Below are 16,324 nucleotides of genomic sequence, written 5' to 3'. Positions count from 1 at the left end.
GGATTGCTAACGTGGAAATGATGCCTTATTTCAAACTGATGGCAGATAAAGATGCCTCGGATTTGTTTTTTTGTACAGCGACTGAACCGCAGGTCAAAATTCAAGGGGTGATTCGTCCAGTTGGCAGTAAAAAAATGCTGACCGGTGAAGTGAAAGAGCTAGCTTATTCATTAATGGATGCGCAGCAGATTGCCGAGTTCGAAAAAACCTTGGAGATGAACTTTGCGGTTCCGGTTCACGGAGTAGGGCGGTTCCGGGTCAATATCTTCCGGCAGCGTGGTGAAGTATCGATGGTGATACGTTACATACGCATTCATATCCCCAATTTTGAAGAAATGAGTCTGCCGCCAGTACTCGGCAGCGTAGTGATGGAAAAACGTGGTCTGATTTTGGTTGTTGGTGCCACGGGTAGCGGTAAGTCGACTACATTAGCCGCAATGATCGGTCATCGTAACCGCAATTCTGGTTCACATATTCTGACCATCGAAGATCCTTTGGAATTTGTCCATTCACATCAACGTTCTATCGTCCAGCAACGTGAAGTAGGCATAGATACCCTGTCATATGAAAATGCCTTGAAAAATGCATTGCGTGAAGCGCCGGATGTAATCCTGATTGGTGAAATCCGTGATATGGATACCATGAAACATGCGATCAACTACTCAGAAACCGGTCATCTTTGTTTAGCGACATTACACGCTAATAATGCGAATCAGGCATTGGATCGCATCATTAACTTTTTCCCGGAAATGATGCATCGGCAAATCTTGATGGATTTATCGCTTAATCTACGAGCGATTATTTCGCAGCGTTTATTGCCGTCGGTTGAAGATGGCAAATTGGTACCCGCAGTAGAAGTCATGCTCAGTTCACCGTATATCGCTGAATTGATTAACAAAGGTCAGATCAGCGCCATTAAAGATGCCATGAAAGAAAGCAGTGAGCCCGGCACCATTACCTTTGATCAGGCCCTGTTGGCTTTGTATCGGGAAGGCAAAATTTCTCAAGAAGATGCATTGCGTAATGCCGATTCACGTAATGATTTGAGTCTGGAAATCCGCATGGGTGCATCCCACGATGATAATGATTCGGATGATGAATTAATCCTCAGCTGAGTGTAACCATAGGGCTTGCTGATCTTTCATAGCCGCCTCTGTTGTAACTGAAAGTCCACCAATCAAGGCGTGAGGAGTACAGTTTAGTCTTTCTAAATAAACGACGAGCAACGCACAGTGGTGGATATGAAAGATCAACAAGCCCTAGTGCGTGTATAATCGACCTATTTTGATTCGAAGGTAATTTTGTAATGCAGTTGAATTTCCTTGACTACGAGCAGCCTATTGCCGAGCTGGAAGCTAAAATCGACGAACTTCGCTACATGAGCAATGACAGCGATCTGAATATCACCGAAGAAATTCAGAAGCTTAAGGAAAAAAGTGAATCGCTGACGCGCTCGATTTTTTCCGGATTAACGCCATGGCAAGTCACGCAAATGGCACGCCATCCACAGCGTCCTTATACATTTGATTACATCAAACATCTGATTACCGACTTTGAAGAACTGCATGGCGATCGTGCCTACGCAGATGATCAAGCATTAATTACCGGAATGGGTCGTTTTAATGGTCAACCAGTCATTGTGATTGGCCATCAGAAAGGCCGTGATACAAAAGAAAAAGTAGCGCGTAATTTTGGTATGCCACGTCCAGAAGGTTATCGAAAAGCGTTACGAGTAATGAAACTGGCCGAACGTTTTGGCATGCCGGTATTAACGTTTATTGATACGCCCGGCGCCTATCCTGGTATCGGTGCAGAAGAGCGTGGTCAAAGTGAAGCCATCGCCCGAAACCTGTTTGAAATGGCTAAATTAAAAACGCCGATTATCAGCACCGTTATCGGTGAAGGTGGTTCCGGCGGTGCTTTGGCTATCGGTGTTGCTGATCATTTGATGATGCTGCAATACAGTATTTATTCCGTTATATCTCCTGAAGGCTGTGCCTCCATTTTGTGGAAAAGTGCTGAAAAAGCCTCAGATGCTGCCGCAACACTTGGTGTGACATCTGACCGATTGAAATCTCTGGGATTGATTGATGAGATCGTCAAAGAACCATTAGGCGGGGCGCACCGTGATCCAGAAGCGCTGATGGCCAATATCAAAACGGCAATCGATAGCCAACTGAAACAATTAAAAGCAATGCCGGTAGAAGAATTGGTTAAACGCCGTCAACAACGTTTGCTTGCTTATGGTGCTTTTGAAGGCTAAAGCCTGTTGAACGACAATCCACTTAGATTTCCCAAGTGTTTCTTGACACAAAATTAGTGATTAAAACGATCCGCAAACTCTGCGGATCGTCTACTTTATGGGTCGCCTACAGCGGCGGTATGGATTCTCATGTGTTGCTGCATTTACTGGCACAACATCGCCATCAATTTCCACAATCTATCCAAGTCGTGCATGTCGATCATCAATTGCAATCTCAATCTGCCAATTGGGCTGAGCATTGCCGACATATTGCTGGCTCCCTACAACTGCCATTTCACCGTCTGAATGTTACCGTTACCAATATTAAGCAGTCAGGGCTGGAGTCGGCTGCCCGCAGTGCGCGCTATGACGCGATAATTAAACTGATCAATGGCGATGGCATTTTACTGACTGGTCAACATTTACAAGATCAGGCTGAAACCTTGATGCTGCAATTACTGCGCGGTGCAGGAAATCGCGGCTTAGGTGCGATGAAAGCCATTTCGTTTTGGAAAACACTGCAAATTGTTCGGCCTTTGTTAGCTATCTCTCGTGAAGAACTATTGGAATACGCCACAGCCCATCAGTTGCAGTGGATTGAAGATCCCACCAATCAAGATACCGAGATAAATCGTAATTTTTTACGACATCAAGTTTGGCCTTTGCTACAAAGGCGTTGGCCGGCCATCAATCGAAATCTGTCGCGTTCCGCACAAAACCTGCAGGAAAGCCAAGCTTTGCTTGATGAGTTGGCGCAACAGGATTTGCTTACGCTCGAAGCGGATCTGCAAGATGGCAGTTTAAGCACTGATAAATTACTTGTATTGACTGAAGCAAGACAGCGAAATGTGCTGCGTTTCTTTATGGCTAAGTTGAATATGGCACTGCCATCACGGATAAATCTGCAACGTATTGTCGATGAAGTATGCGGGGCTGTGATTGATGCTCAACCGCAGGTTATTTGGCATGAGAATATTGCCCGACGTTATCAAAACAGATTGTATCTGAGCAGGCTGATATTGCTCTCACCGATGTGTTCACCAGAACTGATTCACGATCAACAACCCAAGTTGCTGGATCAGCAACATCGACTGGTCTGGCAGTCACAACAGAGTAACGGAATTCGTGCAGAATTATTTAGCTCTGGTCTGACTTTGAAGTATCGACAAGGCGGTGAAAAAATTCAACTGGTTGGGAAGACGCATCATCAATCGGTAAAAAAGTTATTTCAACAGTGGCAAATCCCTGTTTGGCAACGCGACAACATCCCTTTGTTATTTGCAGATAAGCAGTTAGTCGCAATTGTTGGCTATGCATGTGCAGAAATAGCCAAGCCACAATCAGAGCAAACTGGCTGGGTACCGATGATAGAGCGTATTTGTCAGGGAGATTTTGATTGAGCGAATCGGGCAATTCTGATACTTTATGACGATATTTTTGAGTGTGGCTATTCTGGCTGCACCGCTATTGCAAAAACTCTCCATAATATGACTAAATTTATATTTGTCACTGGTGGTGTTGTGTCGTCTCTCGGTAAGGGAATCGCGGCGGCTTCACTGGCAGCGATTCTCGAAGCCCGTGGCCTCAAAGTCACCATGGTTAAACTTGATCCATACATTAACGTCGATCCCGGCACAATGAGCCCACTGCAACATGGTGAGGTGTTTGTAACTGATGATGGTGCTGAAACCGATTTGGATCTAGGCCATTACGAGCGGTTTATTGATGCCAATATGACTAGCCGTAATAACCATACCACCGGGCAGATTTACGAAAATGTTATTCGTAAAGAACGTCGTGGTGAGTATCTGGGCAATACGGTACAGGTTATTCCGCATATCACGGATGAAATCAAACGCTGCATTTTTGAAGGTGCTGGCGATGCAGATGTAGCATTGATTGAAATCGGCGGTACAGTCGGTGATATCGAGTCTCTACCGTTCTTGGAAACTATCCGGCAGATGGCGACTGAACTGGGTCGTGATCGTGCCTTATTTATTCATTTAACGCTGGTTCCATATATTGCATCAGCTGGTGAAATCAAAACCAAACCAACGCAACATTCTGTTAAAGAATTACGCACTATTGGTATTCAGCCGGATGTATTGCTTTGCCGTATGGATCGTCCTTTACCGGAATCTGAACGGCGTAAAATTTCATTGTTCACAAATGTGCCAGAAAAGTCAGTTATCACTTGTATTGATGTCGACAGTATTTACAAAATCCCAATGGAGTTACACAAACAAGGTCTTGACGACATTGTTGTGAAACAACTGGGTCTGGATGCCAAACCAGCCGATCTTAGCCAATGGCAACAGGTTTATGAAAATCTGTCGAATCCGCAGGGTGAAGTGAATATTGCCATGGTCGGCAAATACATGGAGCTGACCGAAGCTTATAAATCACTGTCAGAATCTTTGGTGCATGCGGGTATTCATACCCGTACTAAAGTCAATGTGCATTATGTCGATTCTGAAATGATCGAAAAAACTAGCACTGACTGCATCGCTAATATGGATGCGATTCTGGTACCGGGTGGCTTTGGCAAGCGTGGTGTTGAGGGCATGATTTCAACCGCGCAATTTGCTCGAGAAAATAATATTCCCTATCTCGGTATTTGTCTGGGTATGCAGGTTGCGGTCATTGAGTATGCTCGTCATAAAGCCGGGTTGACCAACGCGTTCAGTACTGAGTTTGATGCCAACACGCCATATCCGGTCATTGGTTTAATTACCGAATGGCAAAAAGAAGATGGCAGCGTTGAGCAGCGTGATCATGATTCTGATTTGGGTGGCACCATGCGTTTGGGGGGCTATCCATGTGTACTCAAGCCTGGCTCACTGGCCCAGCAGATTTATGACGAAGATGAAATTGTTGAACGTCATCGCCATCGTTATGAATTTAATAACAATTACAAACAACAATTGGAAGCGGCCGGACTGGTGTTTTCTGGTATGTCAAAAGATAACTCTTTGGCGGAAATGATCGAAATCCCCGGTCATCCTTGGTTTGTTGCTTGTCAGTTTCATCCAGAATTTACTTCTACACCGAGGCATGGCCATCGCCTATTTGAAGGCTTTATTAATGCCGCACTGACAAACCATAAAAAACGAGGACAGCAGTAATGCAATTATGTGGTCATGAAGTTGGCGGTAAACAACCGTTATTTTTGATTGCGGGCACCTGTGTCATCGAAAGTGAACAAATGACAATGGATGTAGCTGGTCAGTTAAAAGAAATGACTGACAAACTGGGCATACCATTTATCTACAAATCGTCTTTTGATAAAGCCAATCGTACTTCTACCAATACCTATCGTGGCCCAGGTCTTGAAGCGGGTATGACAATTCTGGAAAAGGTCAAAAAAGAATTCGGCTTACCGATTTTGACCGATGTCCATGAAGATACACCTTTGGCCGAAGTGGCTAGTGTGGTTGATGTATTACAAACCCCGGCATTCTTGTGCCGTCAGACCAATTTCATTATTAATGTCGCCAGTCAAGGATTACCGGTCAACATTAAAAAAGGTCAGTTCCTGGCACCGTGGGATATGCAGCATGTTGCTGATAAAGCCAAATCAACGGGTAATCAGCAGATCATGTTATGTGAGCGTGGTACGTCATTTGGTTACAACACCCTGATTTCGGACATGCGTGGTCTGCCGACCATGCGTCAGATGGGCTGCCCTGTGGTATTTGATGCCACGCACTCGGTGCAGCAACCCGGTGGGCAAGGTGGCAAGAGTGGCGGTCAGAGACAGTTTGTTCCTGTTCTGGCACGTTCTGCCGTAGCCGCAGGTATTGCCGGTCTGTTTATGGAAACCCATCCGGACCCGGAAAAAGCATTAAGTGATGGACCGAATTCCTGGCCTTTAGCCAAAATGCAGGCCCTCTTGGAAACACTCATCGCTATTGATAAATCAGTTAAACAACAAGACTTTATTGAAGACGCCTACCTGTAACAACTCGTTATGCAGGAATAGGATATTGTCCGGTGACTTCAACCTTACATGGAGATAATTATGAGCAAAATTATTGATGTTCGCGGCCGTGAGATTATTGACTCTCGTGGCAACCCAACAGTAGAAGCTGACGTTATTCTCGCCAGTGGCGCCATAGGAAGAGCCGCTGTGCCTTCAGGTGCGTCAACCGGAGCACGCGAAGCCATTGAATTACGTGATGGTGATAAATTGCGTTATCTCGGTAAAGGGGTAACCAAGGCTGTTGATGCTATCAATAATGAATTGCGCTCAGCGGTTATGGGCATTGACTGCCTGGATCAAGCCAAGTTGGATGAAGTATTAATCGCTTGTGATGGAACTGAGAATAAACAACGCCTTGGAGCAAACGCAATTTTAGCGATTTCTATGGCCGCTGCTGTTGCGGCTGCGGATGAAAAAGGTGTGCCTTTGTATCGCTATCTTGGCGGTGACAAAGCGGCAACCTTACCTGTGCCAATGATGAATATTATTAATGGTGGCTCTCACGCTGATAATAGTGTGGATTTTCAAGAGTTTATGATTGTTCCCGTTGGTGTCAAAACCTTCAAAGATGCTGTTCGCGCGGGTGCTGAAATCTTTCATCATCTAAAAGCTGTTTTATTGTCACAAGGGCTCAATACTGCTGTTGGTGATGAAGGGGGCTTTGCACCGGATTTAGCCTCTAATGAAGCGGCAATGGAATTGATCATGGAAGCCATCAAAAAGGCCGGTTATGAACCGGGTCGTGATGTCATGATTGCACTGGATGTGGCGAGTTCCGAGTTTTATAAAGATGGTATGTACCGCCTCGAATCGGAAAAACGTAGTCTGACCGCTGCCGAATTCACCGATCTTTTAGAAAGCTGGTGTAACAAATATCCAATCATCAGCATTGAAGATGGCATGGATGAAAACGATTGGGATGGCTGGAAACTGCTAACCGATCGTTTGGGTGATCGTATTCAGCTGGTGGGTGACGATTTATTTGTCACTAACAGCGCTATCTTGAAACAAGGAATTGAAGCGAAGGTTGCCAATGCAATTTTGATTAAATTAAATCAAATTGGCACCCTGAGTGAAACGCTTAATGCAATGAATATGGCTGCTGAAGCTGGATACAAGTCTATTGCTTCACATAGAAGTGGTGAAACCGAAGATACCTTTATTGCTGATCTGGCGGTAGCCACCCAATGTGGTCAAATCAAAACAGGCTCAATGTCGCGTTCAGACCGGGTAGCAAAATATAATCAATTACTGCGTATTGAGGCTGAACTTGGTGCCGCGGCAGTTTACCCTGGTATGCAAGCATTCAAATCTTAATGAATGATGCCAGATGAAAACAGTGCTGATTGTGCTGACATGTGTTTTTGTGATGCTGCAATATCGATTGTGGTTAAGTCATGACGGCCTACCAGCACTGTTACGTTTACATCATACGGTCGAAAAACAACGCATTGATAATGCAAAACTTGAAGAACGTAATCAAGTGCTGGCTGCCGAGGTAGCTGATCTCAAGAGTGGTCTGGACGCCTTGGAGGAACGTGCCCGGAGTGAATTGGGTATGGTCAAACCTGAAGAGACTTTTTTCCACATCATCGATATTCCAGAAGATGAAAAATAAAGTCTGGGCAGTGGTGCCTGCGGCGGGAATCGGCAGCAGAATGCAAGCCGATCGCCCAAAACAGTATTTATTATTAAATAATCAAACAGTTATATTTCACACTCTAAATCGACTGGTCTCTCACCCTCAAATTGAGGGCGTTGTCATAGCCTTATCAGCCAATGATCCCTATTGGCCATCTTTGAACTTACCTTCAGCCTGGCCTATTCATACAACAATGGGTGGGGCGGAACGTGCAGATTCAGTTAAAAATGCTTTACAGTTTTTATTGACGCTGACTGAAGATGATCCATGGGTGTTGGTCCATGATGCGGCGCGTCCTTGCATAAGACATAGCGATATCGATTCAATACTGCAGCAATTAAGTAATGATTCGGTTGGTGGCATTTTAGGTGTGCCACTGAGTGAGACAGTTAAACGTGTTAATGCTGATAACAGCATTGAAGCTACGGTAGATCGAAGTGGTTTATGGCGGGCATCAACACCTCAAATGTTCAGACTAAACGCCTTATATCAGGCATTGAATCAAGCTAAGCTCGCCAATATAAATGTCACAGACGAGGCCAGTGCAATGGAATTTATGGGATTAAATCCCAAAATGATTGCCGGGCATGCTGACAATATCAAAATTACCTTGCCACAGGATTTAGCCTTAGCCGCGTTATTTTTACAGCAACAGGAAAACGGAGAAGCTACGTGAGAATTGGTCATGGCTATGATGTGCATCGCTTTGCTGAAAACTGTACATTGGTTATTGGCGGGGTGACGATTCCTCATACACATGGGCTGGAAGCACATTCTGATGGTGACGTGTTGATTCATGCGATATGTGATGCCTTGCTTGGCGCTGCAGGATGGTGGGATATCGGTCACCATTTTCCAGATGACGACATGGCCTATGCTGGTATTGATAGCCGGGTGTTATTACGCCGAGTTTATGATGATTTAACTGCAGCTGGCTGGCAGGTCGGGAATGTCGATGCCACCGTAGTGGCACAAGCTCCCAAATTAGCGCCATATATCCCGCAAATGCGAGATGTTTTGGCCACTGATCTGCATATTGAGTCCTCGGCAATTAATATCAAAGCGACCACCACCGAAAAGCTTGGCTTTGTCGGCCGCCAGGAGGGCATAGCCGCACATGCCGTGGCACTTATCAAAAAGGCTGAATCTGTTTGAAACATTTTGATTATTTATCATTACCACGCGAATCAGCCAGTGCTGCTAGCTGTAGCGGTCAACTCCGCGAAAAAGCGGTTTATTTTGAGGTCGAAGAGCATCTGCCATTTTCACCAGAAGGTGAGGGATCGCATGTTTGGCTGTATGTGCAAAAGACCGATACCAATACCGATTGGCTAGCGCAGGAAATTGCCCGTTTTGCCGGAGTCTCTCCCGTAGCAGTTGGTTATGCCGGGCTCAAAGACCGTCACGCCGTGACTTCTCAATGGTTCAGTATAAATCTACAAGGATTGCCTGAACCGGATTGGTTAGCCTTTGAGAACGAACAAATCAAAATACTCAAAGCTGTTCGTCACAGTAAAAAATTAAAGCGCGGTGCGCTTGCTGGAAACCGTTTTCGTTTGCGGTTAACCAATATTGCTGGTGAAAAAGCAGTGTGGGAGCAAAATCTGCAAAAAATTGCTGAACATGGCGTTCCCAATTATTTTGCTGAACAACGCTTTGGTCACTTTGGAAACAATCTGAAAAAAGCCGAACAATGGTTTACGGAAGGTACTGAGCCAAAAAAGCGTAATCAACGCAGTATTATTATTTCTGCGGCACGTTCATGGTTATTTAATCTGGTGTTGGCCGAACGAATTCGTCAAGACAACTGGAATAAAATGTTGGCAGGTGATGTGATGTTACTGGCGGGTACGCGAGCCAGTTATTTTGTCGCTGAAATTAAAGATGAAGTGTTTGAACAGCGAATTAAGGAAATGGATATTCATCCGACAGGACCGCTTTGGGGGAAGGGAGAGGCGATTAGTAAAGCTGATACTCTTACCTTGGAACAAACCGTTTTAATGGATTGGCAAGATTGGCAGCAACAATTGGTCAAACTGGGGCTAACTCAAGAACGTCGAGCATTGCGGTTATTTCCACAGCAGTTTAAATGGCAATTTATCAATGAGACCAGTTTACTGTTAGAGTTTGAGCTGGGGCCTGGCAGTTATGCTACGGCTGTTTTGCGAGAACTGGCCGAAATTCAGGATATGTCGCAGAAAATTTCTACAGTGTCACCTAGTCTTAGTGAATAAGATCCAGTGACCTGAAGGAGGCTGAAATGAATCCGTCCATAGGTAATTTATTTTGGCTGATTTTTTTATTCAGCCTACCATTTAATGTTCATGCAGTAGATCGGTGGCAGGCTTCAAGCGACACTAAACATGTCGCATTGCTTGAACTATTCACTTCAGAGGGGTGTGGCAGTTGTCCCCCAGCCGAACGCTGGTTATATCAACAGCGGCAAGCAGAGCTTAATTATATTATTTTAGGTTTCCACATAGATTATCTGAACGACCAAAAAGGTTGGGTAGATGCTTTTGCTAAACCTGCGTTTTCAGAAAGACAAAAGCAGTTGGCCCGGCTCAACAAGTATCAGACAATTTACACGCCTGAGTTTGTATTAAGTGGCGAGTCTTTACCTAATTGGCGGGAGAACCTAACGGAAGCGGTTAGTTTTCTCAACGAATTTGATGCCCAAGCCAAGATACAGTTAAGAGCTTATCTCATTGACGATGCATTGATGATAGATAGCCGCAGTCAGGTTACTGGTAATGAAAATCGTCAACATAGCAAACTTTATATTGCGATTACTGAAGATGATGTGAAAAGTCACGTTCTTGGCGGAGATAATGCCGGACAGACGTTTAATCATCAAAATTTAGTTCGCCATTGGCTGGGGCCATTTGATCTCGACCCCTCTGGTGAAACCTTTATAGAACATCAAGTTAAGCTCTTACCCGACTGGCAACAGGACAAGCTAAAACTGGTGGCAGTTATTCAAAACTTATCCGATGGCTATGTTTTACAAACTCTGGATTTACCTTTAACACAACAGAAGTAAGATGGATTATTTACCTATATTTATTGATTTGAAGAATCGTCACTGTCTGGTAGTAGGCGGTGGCGAAATTGCCGCTCGCAAAGCAGCTTTATTATTAAAAGCCCAGGCAACTGTCACTATCATTGCTCCGAAAATTGCTGAAATGTCTCGTCAACTACTGGATGACGCCAATTTTCAAGGAAAGGTGCAGTGGGTTAACGATAGCTTTTCCCCCGACTATCTAGATGAGCAAACGCTGGTAATTGCCGCAACAGATAACGAAACAGTTAATCTAGAAGTCTATCAAGCGGCCAAAGCGAAAAAAATTCTGGCAAATGTGGCGGACCAACCAGAGATGTGTGACTTTATTTTACCATCGGTGTTGGACCGATCGCCCATTGTGGTTGCGATTTCCAGCGGTGGCCAATCGCCCATTCTGGCTAGACAGTTACGCGCTCGTCTGGAAACCTTGATCCCACCGGCATACAGTAAATTAGGTTTGTTGGTTGGTGAATATCGTGAACGGGTGAAAGCAAAGTTTAGTCATCTAAAACAGCGACGCCGCTTTTGGGAATCTGTTTTACAAGGCCCTGTAGCCGATCATGTATTGGCAGGACGTGATGATTTAGCAGTTAAAACCCTAGAAACGTTAATTGAAGACACTGCTGACAATGCTTTGCAACAAGGCGAAGTTTATTTGGTGGGGGCCGGTCCTGGCGATCCAGATCTATTAACCTTTAAAGCGTTACGTTTAATGCAACAGGCTGATGTGGTGTTTTACGATCGCCTTGTCAGTAAAGAAATTCTGGCATTAGTGCGTAAAGAAGCAGAAATGATTTATGTCGGTAAACAGCGGTCATGGCATAGCAAGCGTCAAGATGAAATTAATTTGTTACTGCTGGAGCATGCTCAGGCTGGAAAACGTGTATTACGCTTGAAAGGCGGTGATCCGTTTATTTTTGGCCGAGGTGGTGAGGAAATTGCCACATTGGCGGAGCAAAAAATTCCTTTCCAAGTTGTACCCGGAATCACTGCTGCTTCAGGCGTAGCTTGCTACTCCGGAATACCTTTGACACACCGTGATTATTCGCAAAGTTGTGTGTTTGTGACAGGGCAATTAAAAGAAGGTGAATTAGATCTGAACTGGCAGGCGTTGGTTCAACCCCGTCAGACGGTTGTGGTTTACATGGGGTTGGCAGGCCTGGAAATACTTAGCCAACAACTGCAAAAACATGGGATGAGGGCGGATATGCCGGCCGCTTTAGTGCAGCAGGGGACCACAGAAAACCAACAGGTTTGGGTCAGCACAATTGCAGAGCTTCCGGAGTTGGCAAAAAAACAACAACCTGTCGCACCAACGCTACTTATCATTGGTGAGGTAGTACAATTACATAATCAACTATCTTGGTTTTCCTAATAAAATCAATAGATTAATCTTCCCGGTTTGTTTTAGGAATTTTTCCTAATTCTATGTGTGAAATGCCATGCTAGCATCGCCCCACGCTTCATAAGAAAGCGAAATAAAAAAATTAAGACAAAATTTTAATCTGGGAGATTTAAATGGCGATTCCATTTCGACGCAGCGTCCTACCTGCGTTACTAGCTACTGTATTGGCACCGGGAATCAGCTTAGCCGCTGAACCGGATCTTCAACTTGAAAATATCGAAGTCATTGACACTACTCCAATTGGCGGTGTAGGTCTTGATGCAAATAAAATACCCACGAAAACACAGTCTGCCGATGCTGATGACATTGAAAGAACCCAGAGTTTAGATATATCTGATTTGCTTAATAGAACAATGGGTAGTGTCAATATTAGTTCCGCCCAAAATAATCCATTTCAACCAAACTTAAACTATCGTGGCTTCACTGCTTCTCCACTAGTGGGTAGTGCACAAGGTCTTTCAGTTTATATGGATGGAATTCGTGTTAATGAACCTTTCGGCGACGCGGTTAATTTTGAGTTACTACCAGAATCAGCCATTGCAAATATTGATCTAATTTCAGGTTCGAATCCTGTTTTTGGCTTAAATACTTTGGGTGGTGCTCTTTCGATTAAAACTAAAAATGGTTTTACTCATCCAGGTCACAGTGTTGAGGGGTACACAGGTTCATTTGGACGGGATTCGGGTACCATTGAAAGCGGCGGAAATGATGGCAATTTTGGGTACTATGTCACTGGTTCAATCACTAAAGAGGATGGCTGGAGAGATTTCTCACCTTCCAGAGTTGAACAATTCTTCTCAAACTTAAGTTACCGCAATGAAACCAGTAGCCTGGATTTTGGTATTACCGCAGTAGATAGTGATTTGAATGGCAATGGTGCATCACCTGTTGAATTGGTTGATATTGATCGTGATTCAGTATTTACACATCCCGATAATACTCAAAATCAATTAAGAATGTTCACTCTCAATGGCTCACATTGGTTGAATGATTCAGTGATGGTGGCTGCAAATACATACTATCGCAAAAGTGATCGCAGCTCATTCAATGGTGATGGTGGTGAGTTTGAAGTAGATGGTGGTGGCACATTTGTCGACGATGACGGAAATATAAGAACTAGCGTGGGCGATATTAATATTTCTGATTTCAATAATCCAAACTTTGATGTTGAAGTAGATGATGATGAAGTTGAAGGCTTAGGATTAAATAATCAAAGCCAAACAGATCAAGATAGTTTTGGTTTTGGCTTGCAAACAACTTCTTTTAAGAACTTATTTGGAAGAGAAAACCAGTTAACAGTGGGCGTCTCCTATGATAAATCGGATGTTGATTATACTGCCAGTTCAGAGATCGCTTATTTAACTGATACTCGAGGTACCGTAGGCACTGGTATTAATTTATTGGATGAACAGGTAAATGGTAAGGTGAATACTGATACTTACAGTATCTTTTTCACTAATACACATAGCCTCACTGATAGGTTAGATTTGACTGTTGGAGGTCGATACAACTGGATTGCCATTGATATTTCTGGTACCAGTAAAGCCGGTGAACAGGACTTGAATGAAACAGGTAATACACATGATTTCAAACGCTTCAATCCATCAGTTGGTTTAACGTATGAACTGGCAGATAATCTGACAACATATGCTAGCTACAGCGAGTCTAATCGTGCTCCTACACCATCAGAGTTAACATGTGCAGAGGGTGGTGAAAATTCATGTGCTTATCCAAATGCATTTTTGGCAGACCCACCTTTGGAAGATGTAGTTGCTAAAACGATTGAAGCTGGCCTTCGAGGAAGGAATCATGGAGTAAACTGGTCCGCAGGTGTGTTTTATACTGAACTTGAAGATGATTTATTCTTCTTTAACGAAGCAGATGATGACTCACCTGTTTTGAACAAAGGGGTGTTCGATAATATTGATAAAACATCTCGGACTGGTCTTGAATTAAGTGCTAATGGTGCTGTTAGCAGGTTGAGCTGGTTTGCACATTACGCTTACATACGCGCAGCTTTTGAAGATGACTTTGCATATAACCGTGAAGTTGATGAAGAGGATACAACCTTTTTTGTCAGCAAAGGCGATCGTTTACCAAACCTACCCGAACATAATATAAATGTTGGTTTGGATTATGCGGTTACCGACAAGTTCTCATTGGGCTCTACTGCCTCATATCGTTCAAGTCAATATTTCCGTGGAGATGAAGCTAATGTCGATAAGAAAATTGAAGGTTACACTGTCGTCAATTTACATAGTCGATATAAAGTTACTAAAAACTTCGAATTGTTTGGACGTGTAGATAATGTCTTTGATAGTGAGTATGAATCGTTTGGCTTGTATGGTGAGCCGGGCGAGGCTGGATTAGAGCAGTATGAAGATCCACGCTTTGTTGGTGCGGGTGCACCGAGAGCCGGGTGGATTGGTTTCAAAATCACGCTTTAATCTAACCTATTTGCAAAAAAGAAAGGCCGCTATTTGCGGCCTTTTTTTTCTTAATCAATAAATCGCATTGATAAATCTACTGCTTGTAAATCTTTGGTTAACTGGCCGACGGAAATTCTATCAACACCTGTTTCAGCAATACTTCTTAGCGTCTCTTTATTCACACCGCCTGAAGCCTCAAGGGCAACTTTTCCGTTAGCAATGGCAACAGCCTCGCGCAGCATCTCAAGTGTGAAATTATCGAGCAACACAATATCAACAGCGGTATTGAGTACCTGATGTAATTCATCCATCGACTCGACTTCAACTTCAATCGATACATTTGGATGCAAATCTTTGGCTTGAGCTACCGCTGTTGCAATAGAGCCAGCAGCAAGAATATGGTTTTCTTTAATCAGTATGGCGTCATACAGTCCAAATCGATGATTTACTCCGCCCCCACAACGCACTGCATACTTTTGGCCAAGTCGTAGGCCCGGCAATGTTTTACGGGTATCCAATAGTTGAACAGGTAAGTCTTTAATCAGGTCAGCATAACGTTTGGTTTGGGTGGCTGTACCGGAAAACGTCTGCATAAAATTCATTGCGGTGCGTTCACCACTCAATAATGCCCGGGCATTGCCAGAAAGTTCACATATCACCGCGTTTTCAACTAATAGATCGGCATCGTTAAAAAACCAGTTGATGTCAATACTTGGATCCAGCTGCTTGAAGACTTCATTAAACCAGTCTTGGCCACATAAAACGGCATCCTGACGACTAATTAGCCTGGCTTTGGCTAGCGCATTTTCCGGAATAAGATCTGCAGTGAGATCTTGTTGGCCAACATCTTCTAATAAAGAAAGTTTGACTTGGGAGGTAATAAAATTTGCTGGAATGAAATTCTGAATCGTCATAGTGTTAGAGGTTCAATTTAAACAGACGATAGGGTAACTGTTAAAGCTCTGATAATCTATTCAGAAACCTATGTTGGAGAGATGAGTGATTATCGATAGGCAAAGTGGATGGCTGGATGCGGCGGAGATTTTACCCTCACCAAATTATGATGATCGTCCAGATGAGAACGATATTAGCGGCATCATTGTTCACAATATCAGTTTACCGCCTGGACAGTTCGGCGGTGGTTGGATTGCCGATCTTTTTCTCAACCAATTGGATCCGAATGCGCATCCTTATTTTGCAGAGATCGCACATCTAAAGGTGTCATCTCATTTACTGATAAGACGAGATGGCTTAATAAAGCAGTTTGTTCCTTTTCATAAACGTGCATGGCATGCCGGTGTTTCCTGCTGGGAAGGCCGAGAACGTTGTAATGATTTTACGATAGGCATTGAAATGGAAGGGGATGATGAAACGGCTTTCACCGAATCGCAATATCAACAACTAGCGAAAGCAAGCAAGGCCTTGTTTGTTGCCTATCCATTATTATCTAAAGAACGAATTACCGGCCATGAGCATATTGCTCCTGGACGTAAAACCGATCCTGGTCCACATTTTGATTGGGTATATTTAAACCAATTATTGCAGGCATAAAAAAGCCGC

At 43.9% G+C, this 16,324-nt stretch carries 15 protein-coding genes; 14 read left to right on the top strand and 1 reads right to left on the bottom strand.

Features of this window, described 5'->3' with window-relative positions; genetic code table 11:
• Window positions 1-11 precede the first annotated feature (11 nt).
• From ACN0V2_RS10650 to ACN0V2_RS10590, 13 genes are all read left to right on the top strand, one after another.
• Entirely contained in the window at window positions 12-1,115 is a 1,104-nt protein-coding gene (locus tag ACN0V2_RS10650) for a PilT/PilU family type 4a pilus ATPase (protein WP_417550795.1), read from the top strand.
• A gap of 191 nt (window positions 1,116-1,306) precedes the next feature.
• On the top strand, window positions 1,307-2,263 hold the full coding sequence (locus ACN0V2_RS10645; protein ID WP_417550794.1) for an acetyl-CoA carboxylase carboxyltransferase subunit alpha: 957 nt from the start codon (window positions 1,307-1,309) through the stop codon (window positions 2,261-2,263).
• A 56-nt stretch (window positions 2,264-2,319) separates the two neighbouring features.
• Window positions 2,320-3,642, top strand: a complete 1,323-nt coding sequence (gene tilS / locus ACN0V2_RS10640) for a tRNA lysidine(34) synthetase TilS (protein ID WP_417550793.1) — start codon at window positions 2,320-2,322, stop codon at window positions 3,640-3,642.
• Window positions 3,643-3,729: 87 nt separating this feature from the next.
• Entirely contained in the window at window positions 3,730-5,367 is a 1,638-nt protein-coding gene (locus ACN0V2_RS10635) for a CTP synthase (protein ID WP_417550792.1), read from the top strand.
• Complete coding sequence (gene kdsA / locus ACN0V2_RS10630) at window positions 5,367-6,203, top strand: 3-deoxy-8-phosphooctulonate synthase (RefSeq protein WP_417550791.1); 837 nt, start codon at window positions 5,367-5,369, stop codon at window positions 6,201-6,203. Before ACN0V2_RS10635 ends, kdsA begins: the two co-directional genes overlap by 1 nt.
• A 60-nt stretch (window positions 6,204-6,263) precedes the next feature.
• Window positions 6,264-7,541 carry a phosphopyruvate hydratase gene (eno, locus tag ACN0V2_RS10625; RefSeq protein ID WP_417550790.1) on the top strand — a complete coding sequence of 426 codons (1,278 nt, stop codon included), beginning with the start codon at window positions 6,264-6,266 and terminating at the stop codon, window positions 7,539-7,541.
• A 13-nt stretch (window positions 7,542-7,554) separates the two neighbouring features.
• On the top strand, window positions 7,555-7,842 hold the full coding sequence (gene ftsB / locus ACN0V2_RS10620) for a cell division protein FtsB (RefSeq protein WP_417550789.1): 288 nt from the start codon (window positions 7,555-7,557) through the stop codon (window positions 7,840-7,842).
• Window positions 7,832-8,542, top strand: coding sequence for a 2-C-methyl-D-erythritol 4-phosphate cytidylyltransferase (gene ispD, locus ACN0V2_RS10615; RefSeq protein WP_417550788.1), 711 nt, complete (start codon window positions 7,832-7,834; stop codon window positions 8,540-8,542). The genes ftsB and ispD overlap by 11 nt, the downstream gene beginning before the upstream one ends.
• Complete coding sequence (gene ispF / locus ACN0V2_RS10610) at window positions 8,539-9,021, top strand: 2-C-methyl-D-erythritol 2,4-cyclodiphosphate synthase (protein WP_417550786.1); 483 nt, start codon at window positions 8,539-8,541, stop codon at window positions 9,019-9,021. Before ispD ends, ispF begins: the two co-directional genes overlap by 4 nt.
• The gene (gene truD / locus ACN0V2_RS10605) at window positions 9,018-10,100 is read left to right on the top strand and encodes a tRNA pseudouridine(13) synthase TruD (RefSeq protein ID WP_417550785.1); all 1,083 of its coding nucleotides are present in this window, start codon (window positions 9,018-9,020) and stop codon (window positions 10,098-10,100) included. Before ispF ends, truD begins: the two co-directional genes overlap by 4 nt.
• Window positions 10,101-10,126: 26 nt before the next feature.
• Entirely contained in the window at window positions 10,127-10,909 is a 783-nt protein-coding gene (locus tag ACN0V2_RS10600) for a DUF1223 domain-containing protein (RefSeq protein ID WP_417550784.1), read from the top strand.
• A gap of 1 nt (window position 10,910) precedes the next feature.
• Window positions 10,911-12,305: a siroheme synthase CysG gene (gene cysG / locus ACN0V2_RS10595; protein ID WP_417550783.1), complete on the top strand. Its 1,395-nt coding sequence runs from the start codon at window positions 10,911-10,913 to the stop codon at window positions 12,303-12,305.
• 143 nt (window positions 12,306-12,448) lie between these two features.
• The gene (locus tag ACN0V2_RS10590) at window positions 12,449-14,782 is read left to right on the top strand and encodes a TonB-dependent receptor (protein WP_417550782.1); all 2,334 of its coding nucleotides are present in this window, start codon (window positions 12,449-12,451) and stop codon (window positions 14,780-14,782) included.
• Window positions 14,783-14,832: 50 nt separating this feature from the next.
• On the opposite strand, the gene nadC is transcribed toward ACN0V2_RS10590, so the two are convergent.
• A complete protein-coding gene (nadC, locus tag ACN0V2_RS10585) occupies window positions 14,833-15,678 on the bottom strand; it encodes a carboxylating nicotinate-nucleotide diphosphorylase (protein ID WP_417550781.1) in 846 nt (281 codons plus the stop codon).
• Between the two features lie 85 nt (window positions 15,679-15,763).
• Between nadC and ampD the strand changes: the two genes are divergently transcribed.
• Window positions 15,764-16,315, top strand: a complete 552-nt coding sequence (gene ampD, locus ACN0V2_RS10580) for a 1,6-anhydro-N-acetylmuramyl-L-alanine amidase AmpD (protein WP_417550780.1) — start codon at window positions 15,764-15,766, stop codon at window positions 16,313-16,315.
• Window positions 16,316-16,324: the final 9 nt, after the last annotated feature.

The sequence above is a fragment of the Methylophaga sp. genome, from assembly GCF_048266885.1.
Taxonomy (GTDB): domain Bacteria; phylum Pseudomonadota; class Gammaproteobacteria; order Nitrosococcales; family Methylophagaceae; genus Methylophaga.
Note: the sequence above shows the minus strand (reverse complement) of the source record. Positions and strands in the feature narration are given on the sequence as shown.

What these genes read in the sequence shown, in the direction of transcription:
- ispD (WP_417550788.1), top strand. Translation starts at nt 7,832, where the DNA reads ATGAAAAATAAAGTCTGGGCAGTGGTGCCTGCGGCGGGAATCGGCAGC.
- nadC (WP_417550781.1), bottom strand. Translation starts at nt 15,678, where the DNA reads ATGACGATTCAGAATTTCATTCCAGCAAATTTTATTACCTCCCAAGTC.
- kdsA (WP_417550791.1), top strand. Translation starts at nt 5,367, where the DNA reads ATGCAATTATGTGGTCATGAAGTTGGCGGTAAACAACCGTTATTTTTG.
- ACN0V2_RS10600 (WP_417550784.1), top strand. Translation starts at nt 10,127, where the DNA reads ATGAATCCGTCCATAGGTAATTTATTTTGGCTGATTTTTTTATTCAGC.
- ftsB (WP_417550789.1), top strand. Translation starts at nt 7,555, where the DNA reads ATGAAAACAGTGCTGATTGTGCTGACATGTGTTTTTGTGATGCTGCAA.
- ACN0V2_RS10635 (WP_417550792.1), top strand. Translation starts at nt 3,730, where the DNA reads ATGACTAAATTTATATTTGTCACTGGTGGTGTTGTGTCGTCTCTCGGT.
- ACN0V2_RS10590 (WP_417550782.1), top strand. Translation starts at nt 12,449, where the DNA reads ATGGCGATTCCATTTCGACGCAGCGTCCTACCTGCGTTACTAGCTACT.
- cysG (WP_417550783.1), top strand. Translation starts at nt 10,911, where the DNA reads ATGGATTATTTACCTATATTTATTGATTTGAAGAATCGTCACTGTCTG.
- ACN0V2_RS10645 (WP_417550794.1), top strand. Translation starts at nt 1,307, where the DNA reads ATGCAGTTGAATTTCCTTGACTACGAGCAGCCTATTGCCGAGCTGGAA.
- eno (WP_417550790.1), top strand. Translation starts at nt 6,264, where the DNA reads ATGAGCAAAATTATTGATGTTCGCGGCCGTGAGATTATTGACTCTCGT.